The sequence below is a fragment of the Flavobacterium sp. RNTU_13 genome (genome assembly GCF_046614455.1).
Lineage (GTDB): Bacteria > Bacteroidota > Bacteroidia > Flavobacteriales > Flavobacteriaceae > Flavobacterium.
This window is the reverse complement of sequence record NZ_JBKJHB010000002.1, coordinates 373,750-391,141: the sequence shown is the minus strand read 5'-3', so window position 1 is coordinate 391,141 and position 17,392 is coordinate 373,750. Positions and strand designations below refer to the sequence as shown.

General features: G+C 44.9%; 9 protein-coding genes. All 9 read left to right on the top strand.

Annotation, left to right across the window (positions count from 1 at the left end; genetic code table 11):
- The first annotated feature begins 4 nt into the window (after positions 1-4).
- The 9 genes from ACLI08_RS06795 (at position 5) to ACLI08_RS06755 (ending at position 17,274) form a co-directional block, all read left to right on the top strand.
- Complete coding sequence (locus tag ACLI08_RS06795; RefSeq protein WP_411427710.1) at positions 5-3,112, top strand: SusC/RagA family TonB-linked outer membrane protein; 3,108 nt, start codon at positions 5-7, stop codon at positions 3,110-3,112.
- Positions 3,113-3,124: 12 nt separating this feature from the next.
- Positions 3,125-4,696, top strand: a complete 1,572-nt coding sequence (locus ACLI08_RS06790) for a RagB/SusD family nutrient uptake outer membrane protein (protein WP_411427709.1) — start codon at positions 3,125-3,127, stop codon at positions 4,694-4,696.
- Between the two features lie 27 nt (positions 4,697-4,723).
- The gene (locus ACLI08_RS06785) at positions 4,724-5,578 is read left to right on the top strand and encodes a hypothetical protein (RefSeq protein ID WP_411427708.1); all 855 of its coding nucleotides are present in this window, start codon (positions 4,724-4,726) and stop codon (positions 5,576-5,578) included.
- A 60-nt stretch (positions 5,579-5,638) separates the two neighbouring features.
- Entirely contained in the window at positions 5,639-8,128 is a 2,490-nt protein-coding gene (locus ACLI08_RS06780) for a glycoside hydrolase family 2 TIM barrel-domain containing protein (protein WP_411427707.1), read from the top strand.
- 42 nt (positions 8,129-8,170) lie between these two features.
- Positions 8,171-10,570, top strand: coding sequence for a TIM-barrel domain-containing protein (locus tag ACLI08_RS06775; protein ID WP_411427706.1), 2,400 nt, complete (start codon positions 8,171-8,173; stop codon positions 10,568-10,570).
- Positions 10,571-10,678: 108 nt separating this feature from the next.
- Complete coding sequence (locus tag ACLI08_RS06770) at positions 10,679-12,679, top strand: glycoside hydrolase family 97 protein (RefSeq protein WP_411427705.1); 2,001 nt, start codon at positions 10,679-10,681, stop codon at positions 12,677-12,679.
- 72 nt (positions 12,680-12,751) lie between these two features.
- Positions 12,752-14,983 carry a glycoside hydrolase family 3 C-terminal domain-containing protein gene (locus ACLI08_RS06765; RefSeq protein ID WP_411427704.1) on the top strand — a complete coding sequence of 744 codons (2,232 nt, stop codon included), beginning with the start codon at positions 12,752-12,754 and terminating at the stop codon, positions 14,981-14,983.
- Positions 14,984-15,075: 92 nt separating this feature from the next.
- Entirely contained in the window at positions 15,076-16,569 is a 1,494-nt protein-coding gene (locus ACLI08_RS06760) for an alpha-L-fucosidase (RefSeq protein WP_411427703.1), read from the top strand.
- Positions 16,570-16,701: 132 nt separating this feature from the next.
- Positions 16,702-17,274 (top strand): hypothetical protein, encoded by a 573-nt coding sequence (locus tag ACLI08_RS06755; RefSeq protein WP_411427702.1) that lies wholly within the window; start codon positions 16,702-16,704, stop codon positions 17,272-17,274.
- Positions 17,275-17,392 lie beyond the last annotated feature (118 nt).

Below are 17,392 nucleotides of genomic sequence, written 5' to 3'. Positions count from 1 at the left end.
TATCATGAACAGTAAATTTTGTATTCCGCCGCGGGCGTTTACACTTTGCCTGTCGTTTTTCCTTACGATGTTCTCGTATACGGTATTTGCGCAGCAAATTAAAGTTTCAGGAACGGTTACCTCTGCCGATGACGGCATGAGCCTGCCCGGGGTAAACGTTGTGGAAAAAGGCACCACTAACGGTGTAAGCGCCGACATGGACGGTAATTTTGTAATCAGCACACAAGCTAATGCTGTGCTTGTTTTTAGCTACGTAGGCTATGCATCGCAAGAGATAGCCGTAAACGGGCAAACTTCTTTAAAAGTATCACTAAAATCAACCGCTACCGAAATTAAAGAGGTGGTAGTAGTAGGTTACGGTACACAAAAACGCAAGGTAAGTACAGCGGCTACAACGGTAGTAAGCGGTAAAGACCTGCAACAAACAAACTCTATAGACGCTACAAGTGCCATACAAGGGCAAACCAGCGGTGTTAACATTACACAGTCTTCGGGTCAGCCCGGAGCAGGTATGGTTGTTAACATACGTGGTGCCGGTACTGTGGGTAACGCTAACCCGCTATATGTAGTAGATGGTGTGGTGGTAGACAACGGAATTGGCTACCTGGATCCATCGAGCATTGAAAGGATAGACGTTCTTAAAGATGCCTCTGCCGCAGCTATTTACGGTGCACGTGCAGCAAACGGTGTTATCCTTGTAACCACTAAAAAAGGTGTCGAAGGAAAAATAAATGTAGCATTTAACAGCTACACCGGGTGGCAGCAGAGCTATAAAAGGTTGGATATGCTTAACGCAAACCAGTATGCTACCATAATGAACGAAGCGCGTGTAAACTCTGGTTACGCACCGCTATATACACCTGCACAGATTGCAGCAATGCCTAACACCAACTGGCAGGATCAGCTGTTTAACGATGGTGCTATGAAGCAAAATCACTCGCTTCTTATAACCGGTGGTAATGATAAGGCTACGTACAGCTCTGGTATTTCTTACTACGGACAAGACGGCCTTATAGGAAGCCAAACCGGACAATCACAATACGACCGTGTTACCTTTACTACAAATACCACGTTTAATGTAATTAAAGACCGCTTTAGGGTAGGTGAAAACTTCTCGTATGCCAATACAAAAAGTAAGGGTATTGCAGACCAGGGTATTTACTACAACTCAGTAAGAGGATTCCTTAATGCACCGCCAAACTACGCTGTATACAATGCAGACGGTACCTATGGCTCGTCAGACATTAGTGCAGATATTACTAACCCACTGGGTTTAATGTACTACACTAACTTTAGAGAAACACTGGCAAACCGTTTTGTAGGTAATGTATTTGCCGAAGTTATGCCTGTTAGTGGCCTTACCCTAAAAACCTCATTAGGTGTAGACCTTTATACAGATAACTACCGTGCCTTTACCCCTACTTATAACCTTTCATCTGTAAGTTATGCTCAGGTAAATTCAGTTACACAAAGTGCTAACAACAACTTCTCTTACATTTGGGAAAACACTGCCCAGTACAAGAAAAGCTTTGGTAACCACAACTTTGATGTGCTTGCAGGTATATCTGCCCGCGAGCGTGTATCAAGATATTCTGGTGCTACTGGTAAAGACCTAACGTTTAATGACTTTGCCCATGCGTACCTGGATAACGTTTCAGATCCTAAACAAAATAGTGTTTCCGGCGGACGTTATGATTATGCCATAGCTTCATACTTCGGTAGGTTACTATACGATTATGGAAACAAATACCTGTTTACCGCCACAGTACGCCGCGATGGTTCGTCAGAATTTGGCGCTAACAACAAATGGGCGGTATTCCCTTCATTCTCTGCCGGATGGAATGTAGACCAGGAGTCTTTCTTCCCTAAAGACAGTAAAGTACTTAAAACACTAAAAATACGTGGTAGCTGGGGACAAAACGGTAACGACCAGTTCGGACGCAGGTTTGCGTACATGTCTACCGTTTCTTCTGCCGATATGTATTACCAGTTTGGTACCGATGACAGCAAGGCAAACTACGTAGGTGCCAGCCCGCTTGCCCTTAGTAACCCAGACCTTAAATGGGAAACATCAGAACAGCTGGACCTTGGTTTAGACGCTACACTATTTAATAACTTTACATTTACATTCGACTATTATAACAAAACTACTAAAGACTGGCTTGTACAGGCAAGTATTCCTAAATACTCTGGTGCACAGGCGCCATACATTAACGGTGGTAACGTAACAAACAAAGGTTTTGAGGCCGCAGTAAGCTACAATGCTAAACTGGGCGAAGACTGGAGGGTTACGGTAAACGCTAACATTTCTAAAAACAAAAACGAGGTAACTAAAGTTGCTACCCAAAACGGAATTATTTACGGTGAAAGCAACCTGCTGTTCCAAGGTATAGACGAAATTAACCGCGTACAGGAAGGCCAGCCTATAGGCTTCTTCTACGGACTTAAAACCGATGGTATTTTCCAGAACCAGGCCGAAATTGATGCGTATGCAAAAGACGGTAACCTGATTCAGCCAAATGCACAACCGGGCGATGTAAAATTCGTAGACCTTAACGGCGATGGCAAAATTTCGTCTGACGATAAAACAAAAATCGGAGATCCTAACCCTGACTATTATTACGGTATTAACTTCCAGTTAAACTATAAAGCGTTTGACCTGTCTGTGTACACCTACGGTGTTGCCGGTAACCAAATTGCTTATGGTACACGTGATTATTCAAGGCCATACTACAACTATACTACAGACGTGTTTGACCGCTGGACAACCGAAGGCAGCTCTAACACCATGCCACGTGTAACGTATGGTACTGATGCTAACGGTAACTGGACTAAGTTTAGCGACCTGTACATTAAAAACGGTAGCTTCTACAGGATTAAAACCATAACCCTGGGCTGCGATGTTGCTAAACTTTCTAAGGCTGTAAACAGCGTATTCTCTCAGTGCAGGATATATGCATCGGCTAACAACCTGTTCACCTTTACTAAATATCCGGGCCTAGATCCTGAAGTAGGATTTGGTAACGCTAACCAGTCTTGGGCAAAAGGTATAGACGTAGGTTTTTATCCTCAGCCAAGAACCTATATGCTAGGTTTAAGTGTTAATTTTTAAAAAATGCGTGAAATGAAAAATATTATAAAAGTATTCGGAATATCGTCATTACTGGTGCTGGGCTCATGTAGCGATGATTTTATAACTAAAACTCCCTATACCCAGCAGGTAGAGGAGAACTTTTACAAAACACCTTCAGACGCGCTTAAGGGGCTGGTAGCAGCATACGATATCCTACAGCGCGAAGGTTACGGCGGCTGGCTTATGAATACCGAAATAGCGTCTGATAACTGCTACGGAGGTTTCGGTACTGCCGACAGTAACGTAGACGTGGAGCGCGACCGTTTTCAGTTTATTTCAGATAAGGAAATGAACAACCCTATTTGGGAAAACGACTATATAGGTATTTACAGGGCAAATGTACTCCTGCAAAACCTTGATAACATAGACTGGGGTACCGATACGGCACTTAAAACACAGTATGAGGCTGAAGCAAAATTCCTTAGGGCGTTTTATCACTTCCGCCTGGCAAGGGTATTTGGCGACATAGTACCTCTAGACCATACCCTAAGCAGCAGCGAGTTTGAAACACCACGCGCCAGCGCAGAGGTTACCTACAAGCTTATAGCCGAAGACTTTAAGTTCGCAGCCGATAACTTGGGTAACCAAAATTACTCTACACCGGGTAACGATAATTACGGACGTGTAACCAAGTGGGCTGCCGAAGCGTTCCTTGCCAAAGCATTCCTTTTCTACACTGATTATTACAATAAGGCAGACCTTGCAGGTGTAGTATCTAAATCAGAAGCTGTTACATACATAAACGATGTGGTAAACAACAGCGGCCACAACTTAGTAAGCAACTTCTCAAGCCTGTGGCTGGCTTCATCAGCTTCAGAGTCGGCTACCTACGCCGGTGAAGGAAATACAGAAGCTGTATTTGCCATTCGCTACAACGGTTCGGGTAACGCCAACTGGAACCTGCACGATGGCAATCGTTTTAAGGTAAATATTTCTACCCGTGGTGGTAACTACGGTATTTACGGACAAGGATGGGGTGGCGGCACCGTTACTGCATCTCTTTACAATGCCTATGGCGCTGGAGATGCACGCAGGGATGCTACCATTATAGACTACGCCGGCGAAGCACTGGGCTATGATGCCGAAGCTAACGGACAACGCCAGTACACCGGTTACGGCTGGAAAAAAGGCGCACGTGTAACAGGCGAACAAGGCAGCGGAGATTTCCAGATAGATAACACGGAGGACATTTACCTTATGCGTTTTTCTGATGTGCTGCTTATGGCTGCAGAGCTTAACCTGGACAGCAACGCATCATTTGCACAGGCTTGCCTGGACAGGGTACGTAACCGTGCCTATGGTGTTACAGACAACTCGCACAGCGTACCGGCTACCCTTGCTAACATCTTAAACGAGCGCAGGCTGGAGCTTGCCCTTGAAGGCGACCGCTGGTTCGACCTGATAAGGCAGGGTATGGATGTAACGGCAGCAGCTGTTAACGCTACAAGCCTTGGCGGTGAGTTTGCCGTAACCTTCAGGCCCGAAACTCAGGGCTGGTTTGCGCTGCCACAATCGCAAGTGCTGATTTCTAATGGTAGTATCACCCAAAACCCCGGTTGGTAATAAAATGAAAATTAAATAATTACGATCATGAAACACTATATTTTAAAAATGTTTGTGGCCCTTGCGGCACTTACAATGGTATTCTCATGTGAGCCTGTGGAAAATAGGGAAAATCTTCCGGCTATAACGCTAAAAGCGGCCGATATAGATATCGCTGTAACACAGGATCCGTCTAACCCTAACAAGGTTACCATGACAAACCTTACGGATGATATTATTCCGTACTGGAGTTATGTAAACTCAAACGGCGATGAGCTGGGCCACTCTAACCAACAAACCAATACGGTTACGTTTCCGTTTGCAGGTACATATAAAGTATACTTTACAGCCTACACGCGTGGTGGCGCTGTAGCGGCAGAGCCGGTAAACGTTACCATTAACTCTAACAACGCAGATTACTTTAACGACCCCAAGTGGAACTACCTTACAAACGGTACCGCAGGTAAAAAATGGGTGCTGGACATGGATAGCCCCATGGGTTGGTGTGGCCTGGATTACCCTGCCGCTACCGGAGATAACTGGAACTGGTTCCCTGACTACGCCAGTGCAAGCTGGTGTATGGTAAACAAAGACTGGGGAAGCATGACGTTTAACCTTAACGGAAACTACAATGTAAGCGTTACACAAACCGCAGTTGCAGATAATACGCAAACCACAAAAACAGGTACGTTTACATTTGATATGCCTAATGATAAGCTTATCTTTAACGGCGGTACCGAGATGCTGCGCGGTGGTGATTACTACCCTGACTGCAGTAACTGGGTATCTGTACATGTGCTTGAAGTAACAGAAAATTCACTTCGCCTTGCCGTAATACGCGACCAAAGCCGTACAGGAGAAGGTAAGTGCCAAATTATGTTCCACTACAAGCCGGCACCATAATTTGTAAAAACCAGGCCGGTAAGTGCCTTTCACTTATCGGCTTTTTATACCCATATCCTCATGACTACACTAACTATAACTAAACTGCTTAAAACTGCTGCACTTGCAGGCATTTTTAGCCTTATGGCCTGCAAAGGCCATGATAACAGCCTGCTTGCATCAAGAAAGGTAAACTTTAACGACAACTGGCAGTTTCACCTGAATGACAGCCTTAAAGACCATGACACCATAGGAAACGCTACCCAATGGCGCACCCTTAACCTTCCGCACGACTGGAGCATAGAAGGCAACTTCAACGAGCACAGCCCTGCGGGAATAGGCGGCGGCGCACTAAATGGCGGCCTTGGCTGGTACAAAAAAACATTCAGCCTACCTGCCGCAGACAGCACAAAGGTTACCTCTGTTACATTTGACGGCGTATACCGTAACAGCAGCGTTTGGATAAACGGGCATTATTTGGGTAACAGGCCTAACGGCTATATAGGTTTTACCTACAACCTTACCCCTTACCTAAAATTTGGCGAAGGCCAAAAAAACGAAATTATTGTAAAGGCAGATAATGCCAAACAACCCAACTCACGTTGGTATTCCGGTTCGGGCATTTACAGAAACGTATGGCTTACCACTACTAACAAAGTACACGTAGCCGAATATGGCACATACATAACCACACCACAAGTATCTGCACAAAAAGCTACTGTAGCACTGGAAACTACCGTTAAAAACGAAGATAAAACCGAAAAAACGGCTACAATAACTACTACCATATATAAGGGAGATTCAGAAATTACATCGGTTACAGCCGAACAAAAAATTGGTGCTAACGACCAGCAGGTAGTAAAACAACAAGCCGATGTTAACACCCCTGTGCTTTGGGAAACCGAAAAGCCGGAACTGTACCGTGCAGTAACTGAAATAAGTATAGACGGCACTGTTGCCGATGCGTATGAAACTACCTTCGGTATCCGGGATTTTAAATTTGACCTCAACAAAGGTTTTATCCTTAACGGTAAACCACTAAAAATAAAGGGCGTGTGCCTGCACCATGATTTGGGGCCACTGGGGTCGGCTTTCAATACCAGGGCTATGGAGCGCGAACTGCAAATAATGCAGGAAATGGGTGTAAACGGCATACGTACCAGCCACAACCCACCCGCACCGGAACTGTTAGACCTTTGCGATAAAATGGGACTCATTGTTATGGACGAAGCCTTTGATATGTGGGCACAAGCCAAAACACCCTACGACTACAGTAACTACTGGGATAAATGGCACAAAAAAGACCTGGAAGACCAAATACTGCGCGACCGTAACCACGCATCGGTATTTATATGGAGCATAGGCAATGAGATCCCAGAACAATGGAATGAAAAAGGTGCCGAAACAGGGCGCGAACTCGCCGCCATAGTAAAGAACCTGGATAAAACCAGGCCGGTTACCGCAGCCATGAATCCGCCTGTAGCGGTAGACGCTACTAAAGTAAGCATACAGTTTACAAATACGGCAGACAAGCCTAATAACCTTGCAGCATCGGGTGCGCTGGATATTATAGGATACAACTATGCCCATCAAACCTGGCCTAAGCATCAGGTAAACTTTCCTAAAACACCTTTTATTGCTACCGAAACTACCTCAGCACTGGAAACGCGTGGTGTATATGACCCCAAATCAGACACTATAAAAATATGGCCTAAACGATGGGACATTCCTTTACTCGAAGGTAATCCGGGTAACACCTGTTCGGCCTACGACCAGGTACAGGCACCCTGGGGTTCTACCCATGAGGCTACCTGGAAAGTAATGAAAAAGTACGACTACCTCTCGGGTATGTTCATCTGGACCGGGTTTGATTATATAGGAGAACCTACACCTTATCTGTGGCCTTCCATTAGTTCGTACTTCGGCATCGCAGATCTTGCCGGTTTCCCTAAAGATGTGTACTACATGTATCAAAGCGAATGGACTACTAAAGATGTACTGCACATACTGCCTCACTGGAACTGGAAACCTGGTAAAACTGTAGACGTATGGGCCTACTATAATAATGCTGACGAAGTAGAACTTTTTGTAAACGGAAAATCAGTAGGCAAACGCAGCAAACAGGGCGATGACCTACACGTAATGTGGAGCGTAAAATACGAGCCCGGAACGCTAAAAGCCGTAAGCCGCAAAGCAGGAAAAGTGGTGCTGGAAAAAGAAATAAAAACTGCCGGTGCTGCAGCAGCCTTAAAAGCCACTGCCGACCGCCAAACCATAAACGCAGACGGTACTGACCTGAGCTATATTACCGTAGACGTAACCGATGCCGCCGGAAACTTTAACCCTACGGCAAACAACCTTATTAACTTTAGCCTGAAAGGGGACGGGAAAATTGTAGGGGTTTGCAGCGGCGACCCGGTAAGCCACGAAAGCTACAAAGCCACTAAACACACCGCATGGATGGGCAAATGCCTTGTAATAGTGCAGGCGGGCAAAAAGCCCGGCACGCTGCAATTAACAGCAAGTGCAGCTGGGCTAAAGGACACAACGGTTAATATAACCACAAAATAATACGGAAAATTTCCCACAAGTAACCAAACTATAAGTAACCCAATGAAAAAAAGAAAGTTGACTGTACTATCGGCCGCACTGGCGCTCTTTTTAGGAGGCCTGGGCGTAGCCAATGCACAGATACAGAACGCTAACCTGCTTAACGCGCCTGTAGATGTAAGCAAAGATTTTGAAGACTATCTAAACACGTTTTACTTTGCCGATGAACTTGCCTCATTTGACCCGGCTACCGGAACAGGAACCGTAAAGTACCAGCGTTACAATTACCAAACCCGCCAGGCGTTTGACAATATGCTGGTAAAACCGTCTCCGGTTGCTGCAAACGAGTTTCCTACTACTGAATATGAAGCTGCTCCGGTACTGCCATTTACCGTGCAATTTGTATCAGACCGCACGGTAAGGATAAAAATGGCTTCTGGGCCTCAGTACCACCAGCCACAAGAATCGCTTATGCTGGTAAACGGTACCGCGCCTAACCACCCCGAACTTTGGAAATACAGTAAAACCGCAACAGGGCATAAGTATACCAGCAAGTACGGAACGGTTGAAATCATAGCCAACCCATGGCATGTAAAAATATACGATGCAGCAGGTAAGTTACTTACAAGTACCCTGCACAACAGCGACGTACAAAACACCTACACCCCTATTTTACCATTTAGCTACGTGCGCCGCAACAGCGACTATTCGCGTAGTATGGCACCGGTATTTAGCCTGGAGCCCGATGAAAAGATTTTCGGTTGCGGGGAGTCGTTTACCAGCTTTAACAAGCGTGGGCAAAAAGTAGTACTGTTTACCGATGATGCAAACGGTGTACAAAACGAAACCATGTACAAGCCCATTCCGTTTTATATGAGCAGCCGTGGCTACGGGGTGTTTATGCATACCTCTTCGCCCATTACAGTAGACTTTGGTAAGTACGATGCCAATACCAATAAAATGATGATAGGCGACGACGAAGCCGACCTATTCCTGTTTATTGGTGAGCCAAAAGATATACTGAATGAGTATACAGACCTTACCGGTAAGGCAGCCATGCCACCACTATGGTCGTTTGGTTTATGGATGAGCCGTATTACCTATTTTTCTGAAAAAGAAGGCCGTGAAGTGGCTAAAAACCTTCGTAAATACAAGATACCAAGTGATGTAATTCACTTTGATACCGGTTGGTTTGATATTGACTGGAGGAACAACTATGAGTTTGCTTCCAAGCGTTTTGAAGACCCAACCAAGATGATGACCGATCTTAAAAAAGACGGCTTTAATGTGTGCCTGTGGCAGCTTCCCTACTTTACGCCAAAGAATACCTTGTTTAAAGAAATTGTAGACAACAACCTGGCAGTAAAAGACCGAAAAGGTAACCTGCCTTATGAAGACGCCGTGCTTGATTTTACCAACCCGGCCACCGTAACATGGTACCAGGGTAAACTTAAGCACCTGTTCGACCAGGGAGTAGCAGTGTTTAAAGTAGACTTTGGCGAAGCGGCACCTGTAGACGGCATTTACAGCAATGGACGCACCGGTTTTTATGAACACAACCTGTTTCCGCTGCGCTATAATAAGGCTGTAGCCGAGGTTACCCAGCGCGAAAAAGGCTATACGCTTATTTGGGCGCGCAGTACCTGGGCCGGTAGCCAGCGCTACCCACTGCACTGGGGCGGCGATGCAGCTACCACAAACGGTGCCATGAGCGCTACATTAAGGGGCGGGCTTTCATTAGGGCTTTCAGGTTTTAGTTTCTGGAGCCATGATGTAGGAGGTTTTGTAACTAAATCGCCAGAAAACCTATACCGCAGGTGGACACCTTTTGGTATGCTTACCAGCCATGTACGCAGCCACGGCGAACCACCAAAAGAACCATGGTTTTACAGCAGTGACTTCCTGGAAATGTATCGCAATGCCGACAATATGCGCTATGAGCTTATGCCATACATTTACGCCCAGGCAAAAGACTGTAGCGAGCGTGGCCTGCCTATGATGCGTGCCCTGTTTGTAGAGTTCCCTAACGACCCGGGGTCATGGCTGGTAGATAACGAGTATTTATTTGGTTCAGACCTGCTTGTAGCACCGCTGTTTGAAGAAGTAACAGAACGCGATGTATACCTGCCACCGGGACAATGGATAGATTATCAAACCAAAAAAGTATACAACGGCGGCTGGCACAAAATTAAAGCAGGAGACCTGCCTATAGTGGTATTGGTTAAAAACGGTACAGTGCTGCCACATATAAAACTGGCTCAAAGTACCAAGGATATGGAGTGGAGCAAGCTAACGTTAAAGGTATTTGCCACAAACGACAGCGCGTCAGCTACCGGTAAAGTATATCTGCCCGGTACAGATGCCGTACAAACCATAACCACCAGTAAAAAAGGAAATGAGTTTGAAGTAAAACAAAATCCGTTTGGCACTAAAACCAGTTTTACCACACAGTGGGTAAAATAAACATATAAATACTTGGGTTAGTTTTGTAGTTTTCCGGGAATCGGGGTTATCATACTCCCCCCTATTCCCGGTTTTTACAGCTCCAAAGCATCCCTAACACATATAGTCATGAAGAAGATAAGCACGCTTTTACCCATGCTGCTGCTTAGCGTAACCGCGGTAGTTGCACAAAACAAAACACAAAAGCTGGAATCACCCGGCAAAAAAAACAACGTTACCTTTAGCCTTACAAACGGTATCCCCACCTATGCCGTAACCCATGGTAAAGACGAAATCATTACGCCTTCGGCTATGGGCTTTAAGCTTAAAAACGAAGATCTTAGCAAGGATTTCACCGTTACCAACATTAAAACCACTACCCATGATGATACCTGGACACAGGTATGGGGCGAAAAAAAGAACATACGCAACCACTATAACCAGATGGTGGTGCAGCTACAGACCAAAGATGCCCGCAAGCGTAAGCTAAATATAGAGTTTCGCGCGTTTGATGATGGTGTGGCTTTCCGCTACGTGTTTCCTGAGCAAGGTATTAAAGACAGTATTTTTGTAATGGACGAGGTTACCGCCTTTAACCTTAAAGAAGATGGTAAGGCATGGTCTATACCTGCTTATCAGGAAAACCGCTACGAATACCTGTTTACCCCCGGTGCTGTGAGTAAGCTGGGCAAAGTACACACACCGCTTACCATAGAAAACAAGAAAAACGTAATCAGTTTCCATGAGGCAAATCTTGTAGACTGGCCTAGTATGGTAATGGAACATACCACAGGCAGCAACCTAAAATCAGACCTTGTGCCTTGGGCCGATGGTGTAAAGGCACGCTACGTAAAAACCTTTACCTCATCGTGGAGAACACTACAAATAGGCGAAAAACCGGGTGACCTTATAGAGTCGTACCTTATACTAAATCTTAACGAGCCTAACAAACTGAAAGACCTTTCGTACGTGCATCCGTTTAAATACCTGGGTATCTGGTGGGCCATGCACATAGGTAAGTATAGTTTTTGGGAAGGCGAAAAACAGGGTGCTACCACAAAGCACGCCGAGGAATATATTGATTTTACATCTAAAGAAGGATTTCATTACCTGCTTATCGAGGGCTGGAACAAAGGATGGACGCCGTCTTGGTACGAAAACCGCATGCACATGTTTAGCTTTACGCAAAACGCAGACAACTTTGATTTGGCTAAAGTAGTAGACTATGGCCGTAAAAAAGGTGTAGAAATCATTGGCTACCATGAAACAGGTTCAAACCTTGTTAATTACCTTAAAGAAATAGACGCCGGTTTTGCATTGTACAAAAAACTGGGCATCCATAACGTAAAAATAGGCCAGGTAGGTTCTAGGCTAAACATGAAAGAGTGGCACCACGGTCAGTTTGGGGTGCGCTACTATCGTTATGTACTTGAGAAAGCCGCGCAATACGGGCTGGCAGTAAACTTCCACGAACCTATAAAAGATACGGGAGAACGCCGTACCTACCCTAACATGATGGCACGCGAAGGTGCGCGTGGTATGGAGTATAACGCCTGGAGCGAAGGCAACCCGCCGTCGCATGAGGCTACAATTCCGTTTACCCGTATGCTTGCAGGCCCCATGGATTTTACACCTGGTGTTATAGATGTTGAGGTAAAACAGGGGTATCCTGGCAAACGCGTACACACTACAGCCGCAAAACAACTTGCACTGTATGTAGTGTTATACTCGCCAATACAAATGCTTGCCGACCTACCCGAGAACTATGCAGGGCAGCCGGAATTTCAGTTCCTTAAAGATGTACCTACCGACTGGGAAGATACTAAAGTGCTAAACGGCGAAATAGGTGAATACATAACTACAGCCCGTAAAGACCGCAATAGTACCGACTGGTACCTGGGTAGCCTTACTAACGAAAAAGCCCGTAACTTAAATGTAGCGCTTTCTTTTCTGGATGCTAATGCTACGTATGAAGCGCAAATTTATGCCGACGCGCCGGGAACCGATGAAACACACAACCCGGGCGAAGTAGCCATAACCAAAAAAAATGTTACGGCTAAAGATAAGTTAACGCTAAACCTGCCGCGTTCGGGCGGATATGCCATTCGCTTTAAAAAACTGGCTAAATAATACATAATACGGTTATCTTTAAACGCGATATTCGCTTTAATACAACCTCTTTAACCCAATAACAACCTCAATATGAAGAATAAAGCATTATGCCTTTCGGCTGCCATGATACTGCTTATGGCATCGTGTAAGGTAAACGACAAAGCACAGGCATCGGCCTCTAAAGCCTATGAAGGCAAAGAAATGACCGATGAGTATGATGGTAAAATAAATGAACTGGTAAGCAAAATGACCCTGGAGGAAAAAGTGGGCATGCTACACGGTTACAGTATGTTTACAAACAAAGGTGTAGAGCGCCTTGGTATTCCTGAAGTGCACATGGCCGATGGCCCTCTGGGCATACGCGAGGAGCTGGAACGCATGAGCTGGGCTCCCCTACACCTGGAAACCGACTATGCCACGTACTTCCCTGCCGGTGGTGGTTTATCGGCTACGTGGAACCCTGCCATGGCTAACCTCTTTGGTACAAGCATTGGCGAAGAAGCACGCGCCCGAGAGAAAGATGTGTTACTGGCCCCTGCCTTTAACATCATCCGTACCCCACTTGGCGGCCGTACCTTTGAGTACATGACCGAAGATCCTTTCCTTAACAAAAGCCTTGTTGTACCTTACGTAGTAGGTGTACAAGACCAAAACGTGGCGGCGTGTATAAAGCACTATGCGGCTAATAACCAGGAAACCAACCGAGGATCGGTAGATGTAAATATGGACGAGCGTACATTGCGAGAGGTATACCTCCCTGCATTTGAAGCTGCGGTAAAAGATGCGAAAGCGTACAGTGTTATGGGTGCCTACAACAAGTTTCGCGGCGACTACCTGTGTGAAAACAAATACATGCTTCAGGACATTTTACGCGATGAATGGGGCTTTAAGGGTATTGTAATTTCCGACTGGGATGCCGTACATAGTACCAAAAAAGCGCTTGAGGCAGGAACCGACCTTGAGATGGGTACTAACGCGCCATCGTTTGACGAGTTTTGGCTGGCTAACCCACTGATAAAAGCGGTAAAAGAAGGTAAAGTAGCCGAAGCGGAAATAGATAAGCATGTAAAACGTACCCTGAAAATGCTGTATACCCTTAAGGCAATGGGCGACGCCACAGACCGTGTAAAGGGTAGCATAAATACCGAAGCACATTTTAAAAACGCGTATGCCATAGCTTCAGAATCGGTAGTATTGCTAAAAAACAGTGCTAATATGCTTCCGCTACAAACCGAAGGCGTTAAAAGCATTGCCGTAATTGGTGCCAACGCTACAGCAAAACACGCACAGGGCGGTTTTGGCGCCGGAGTAAAAACGAAACGCGAGGTTACTCCGCTTGATGCGCTTAAGGCAAAGCTTCCGCAAAGCATTACCATAAACTACGCTAAAGGTTACGAAACCAAATTTAAGCCAAAAGCTAATATTAAATACGGCGATGTAACGGTAGAACGTGCTGAAACGATAAACGAACTGGATCCTAAAATGGTTGCCGAAGCCGTTGCAGCAGCAAAAAAATCAGACGTGGCAATACTGTTTGTAGGCGCTAACCGCGATTACGAAACCGAAGCCAGCGACCGTGTAGACCTGAAACTTCCGTTCGGACAGGAAGCACTTATATCGGCAGTAAAAGCAGCTAATCCTAAAACTATAGTGGTTTTTGTAGCAGGTTCTCCATACGACCTTAATCAGGTAGAAAAAGAAAACCAAACCATATTGTGGAGCTGGTATAACGGTAGCGAAGGCGGTAACGCCCTTGCCGATGTTATTCTTGGTAAAGTAAACCCATCGGGTAAGCTGCCATGGACCATGCCTAAGCGTATAGAAGATTCTCCGGCTCATGCCACAAACAGCTTCCCCGGGGGCGCTACAGAAGAATATAAAGAAGGTATACTGGTAGGTTACCGCTGGTTTGACACCAAGAACATTGCACCGCTATACCCATTTGGTTACGGCTTAAGCTATACTACCTTTGAACTTGCTAATGCCAAAACCGATAAGGAAAGTTATACCAAAGACGAAACCATAACCGTTACCCTTGACCTTAAAAACACGGGTAAGGCAGACGGTAAAGAGGTGGTACAGTTGTATGTTTCTAAAGCGGAAAGTAAAGTACAACGTTCGGCAAAAGAGCTAAAAGGCTTTGCTAAAACAGCTGTAAAAGTCGGCAACAGTGAAAAAGTGAGCATAGAAGTTCCGGTAAAAGAGCTGGCTTACTATGATATAGCTACCAAAAGTTGGGTAGTAGAACCGGGAACATACACCTTTAAATTGGGAACATCATCCAGAGATATTAAGGCAGAAGTGAGTGTAACTGTGGAGTAATTACATAGTCTACAGAAATTCAATAAGGAGGCACAGGGCCAAACGGAATTAATCCGCTGCTCTGTGCCTCTTTTCATAAAATAAATAACATCATGAAGAAAAACGCTATAGCAATAGCAGCATTATTTGCCCTGGCAAGCTGTTCTACAGTAAAAAAGGGAATCCCCGCAGCACGCCATTATGAGCCTACTTGGGAGTCGCTGGCTAAGTACGATGAATCTGCCGAGTGGTTTAAAGACGCTAAGTTTGGTATTTATGCGCACTGGGGTGTGCTGTCTGTGCCCGCCTATGCAAACGACTGGTATCCGCGCAATATGCACATAGAAGGCACAGACGAAAACAAGCATCAGGTGGCTACCTATGGTCCTTTAAATAAGTTTGGCTACCATGATTTTGTACCTATGTTTACGGCAGAAAACTTTAATGCCGATGAATGGGCAGACCTTATGGTAAAAGCCGGTGCAAAGTTTGGTGGCGTTGTAGCAGAGCATCATGATGGGTGGAGTAACTGGGCCAGCAAAATAAACCCATGGAACAGCCAGGATATGGGGCCTCACCGCGACCTTGTGGGTGAACTGGCAAAAGCCATACACCAACGTGGGTTAAAGTTGGTAACGAGTTTTCATAAAGACCGTAACCTGCAGCTTTTTCAGGATGAAAAAGACAAGTGGCTGGATGATACCTCTTACTTTCCGTATAATCCTAATATGGCTACATCGAGCACCGACCCAAAAATCCGGATGATGTATGGCAATATACCAAGGGAGCAGTTTTATGCGAACTGGCTGGGCGAACTTAAGGAACTTATAGACAACTACTCGCCAGACCTCATTTACTTTGACAGTAAAATGACTAAAATACCAGAGCCGTACAAACAGCAGTTTCTGGCGCATTACTTTAACCATTCGGTAGCGGAGAAAAAGCAAATTGTGGTTACGCACAAGGAAGGCGAACTACCCAAAACAGTGAGCCTTGAAGATTTTGAAAAAGGGCGTAATAATGCCATTACAAAAGACTTTTGGCTGACTGACGAAACGGTATCGGTGGGCAGCTGGAGCTACACCAATAACCTGGGACTAAAAAACGCCGATGAAATCATTGACCTACTGGCAGATATAGTTAGTAAGAACGGAGCATTGATGCTAAACATTTCGCCTATGGCAAATGGTACCATTCCGCAAAACCAGAAAGACATTTTACTGGCCATAGGTAACTGGCTTAGTGTAAATGGCGAGGCAATTTACGGCAGCCGTACGTGGCAGATTTTTGGCGAAGGCCCTACTAAAATGGGCAAGGCGGGTATGTTTGCTGATAAAGTAACCTACACCGCCCAGGATGTACGCTATACCCGTAAAGGCAATGTGGTTTATGCTATATTTTTAGGTTGGCCCGGAAACAATACTCCCGTAACGCTTGAGTCGTTTAGCGGTAAGGTATTTGATTTTGTACCAAAAGTAAAACGCATAACCGCACTGGCTTCGGGCGAAGAAATTGCCTTTACAACAGACGACAAAGGGCTGCACCTAACCACACCTTCAAAAAAAATAGATGACAACGCGTTTGTGCTTAAAATAGAAACGGAGTAATTTAAAAAACCGCTATTCAATTAGTTTGTGATAGGGCTGCCGGTTATGGCAGCTTTTTTTTTTAACACAGTAGCAAATTTAGCATATATATTTTATATATATATTTGGTGTACAAACCAAAAATCTTCAACCATGAAAAATCTAGTTTTAGTTGCATTGTTATGTTTCGTTGAAAGCTTCGCCCAGCAAAAAGCACCTTCTTCGGGAGACGATTCTATTAAATATACCTATAACGAAAAGCAAAACAAGATAACGCTGTTGTTACCTAAAGATGCTGAAATAAAAGCCGACGGCAAGTTTATAATTAAGGGTAACACCTTTCATATAGAAGAAGGTGAAGCTTCATACTACCTTAATGATGATGAGAAAAAATCCCCGACTGACAAAAAGAAAAAAATTACAACTATGACTTCTTTTTGGGCATCTAAAAATTCGAATAAAGACAATGCTGCATTAAAAACGCAAAAAAGAGGGTTTCAAATGCGTTCATCGGAAGATAATGAGTTTATGATTTGCTGGCATACACGAAAAAAAATGGACAATGTCGCATTATCTGAATTTATGGGCGGCAAAGTAATTGGTAACCAGATTTTTATCTTGGTTATGGAGGGAGATGCAGCAACAAAAACGTTAGATTTAACAGAAAACCAAAACTTGTTTTTTGAAATACTAGACAGTGCTTCACCGGAAATTGCCGGAAGATAAAATACATAGCTTTCAACTCAGTGCATAAGCTGTTTATATGAGCTTTGAATAACTATTCCTATAATAGCTTTTTGTATATCGTAATTTGAGGACTAATCAAGATAGCCCTGGTCTATAA

Excerpts from the sequence above, each read along its gene's own strand:
- ACLI08_RS06795 (WP_411427710.1), top strand. The coding sequence starts at position 5 with ATGAACAGTAAATTTTGTATTCCGCCGCGGGCGTTTACACTTTGCCTG.
- ACLI08_RS06790 (WP_411427709.1), top strand. The coding sequence starts at position 3,125 with ATGAAAAATATTATAAAAGTATTCGGAATATCGTCATTACTGGTGCTG.
- ACLI08_RS06785 (WP_411427708.1), top strand. The coding sequence starts at position 4,724 with ATGAAACACTATATTTTAAAAATGTTTGTGGCCCTTGCGGCACTTACA.
- ACLI08_RS06780 (WP_411427707.1), top strand. The coding sequence starts at position 5,639 with ATGACTACACTAACTATAACTAAACTGCTTAAAACTGCTGCACTTGCA.
- ACLI08_RS06775 (WP_411427706.1), top strand. The coding sequence starts at position 8,171 with ATGAAAAAAAGAAAGTTGACTGTACTATCGGCCGCACTGGCGCTCTTT.
- ACLI08_RS06770 (WP_411427705.1), top strand. The coding sequence starts at position 10,679 with ATGAAGAAGATAAGCACGCTTTTACCCATGCTGCTGCTTAGCGTAACC.
- ACLI08_RS06765 (WP_411427704.1), top strand. The coding sequence starts at position 12,752 with ATGAAGAATAAAGCATTATGCCTTTCGGCTGCCATGATACTGCTTATG.
- ACLI08_RS06760 (WP_411427703.1), top strand. The coding sequence starts at position 15,076 with ATGAAGAAAAACGCTATAGCAATAGCAGCATTATTTGCCCTGGCAAGC.
- ACLI08_RS06755 (WP_411427702.1), top strand. The coding sequence starts at position 16,702 with ATGAAAAATCTAGTTTTAGTTGCATTGTTATGTTTCGTTGAAAGCTTC.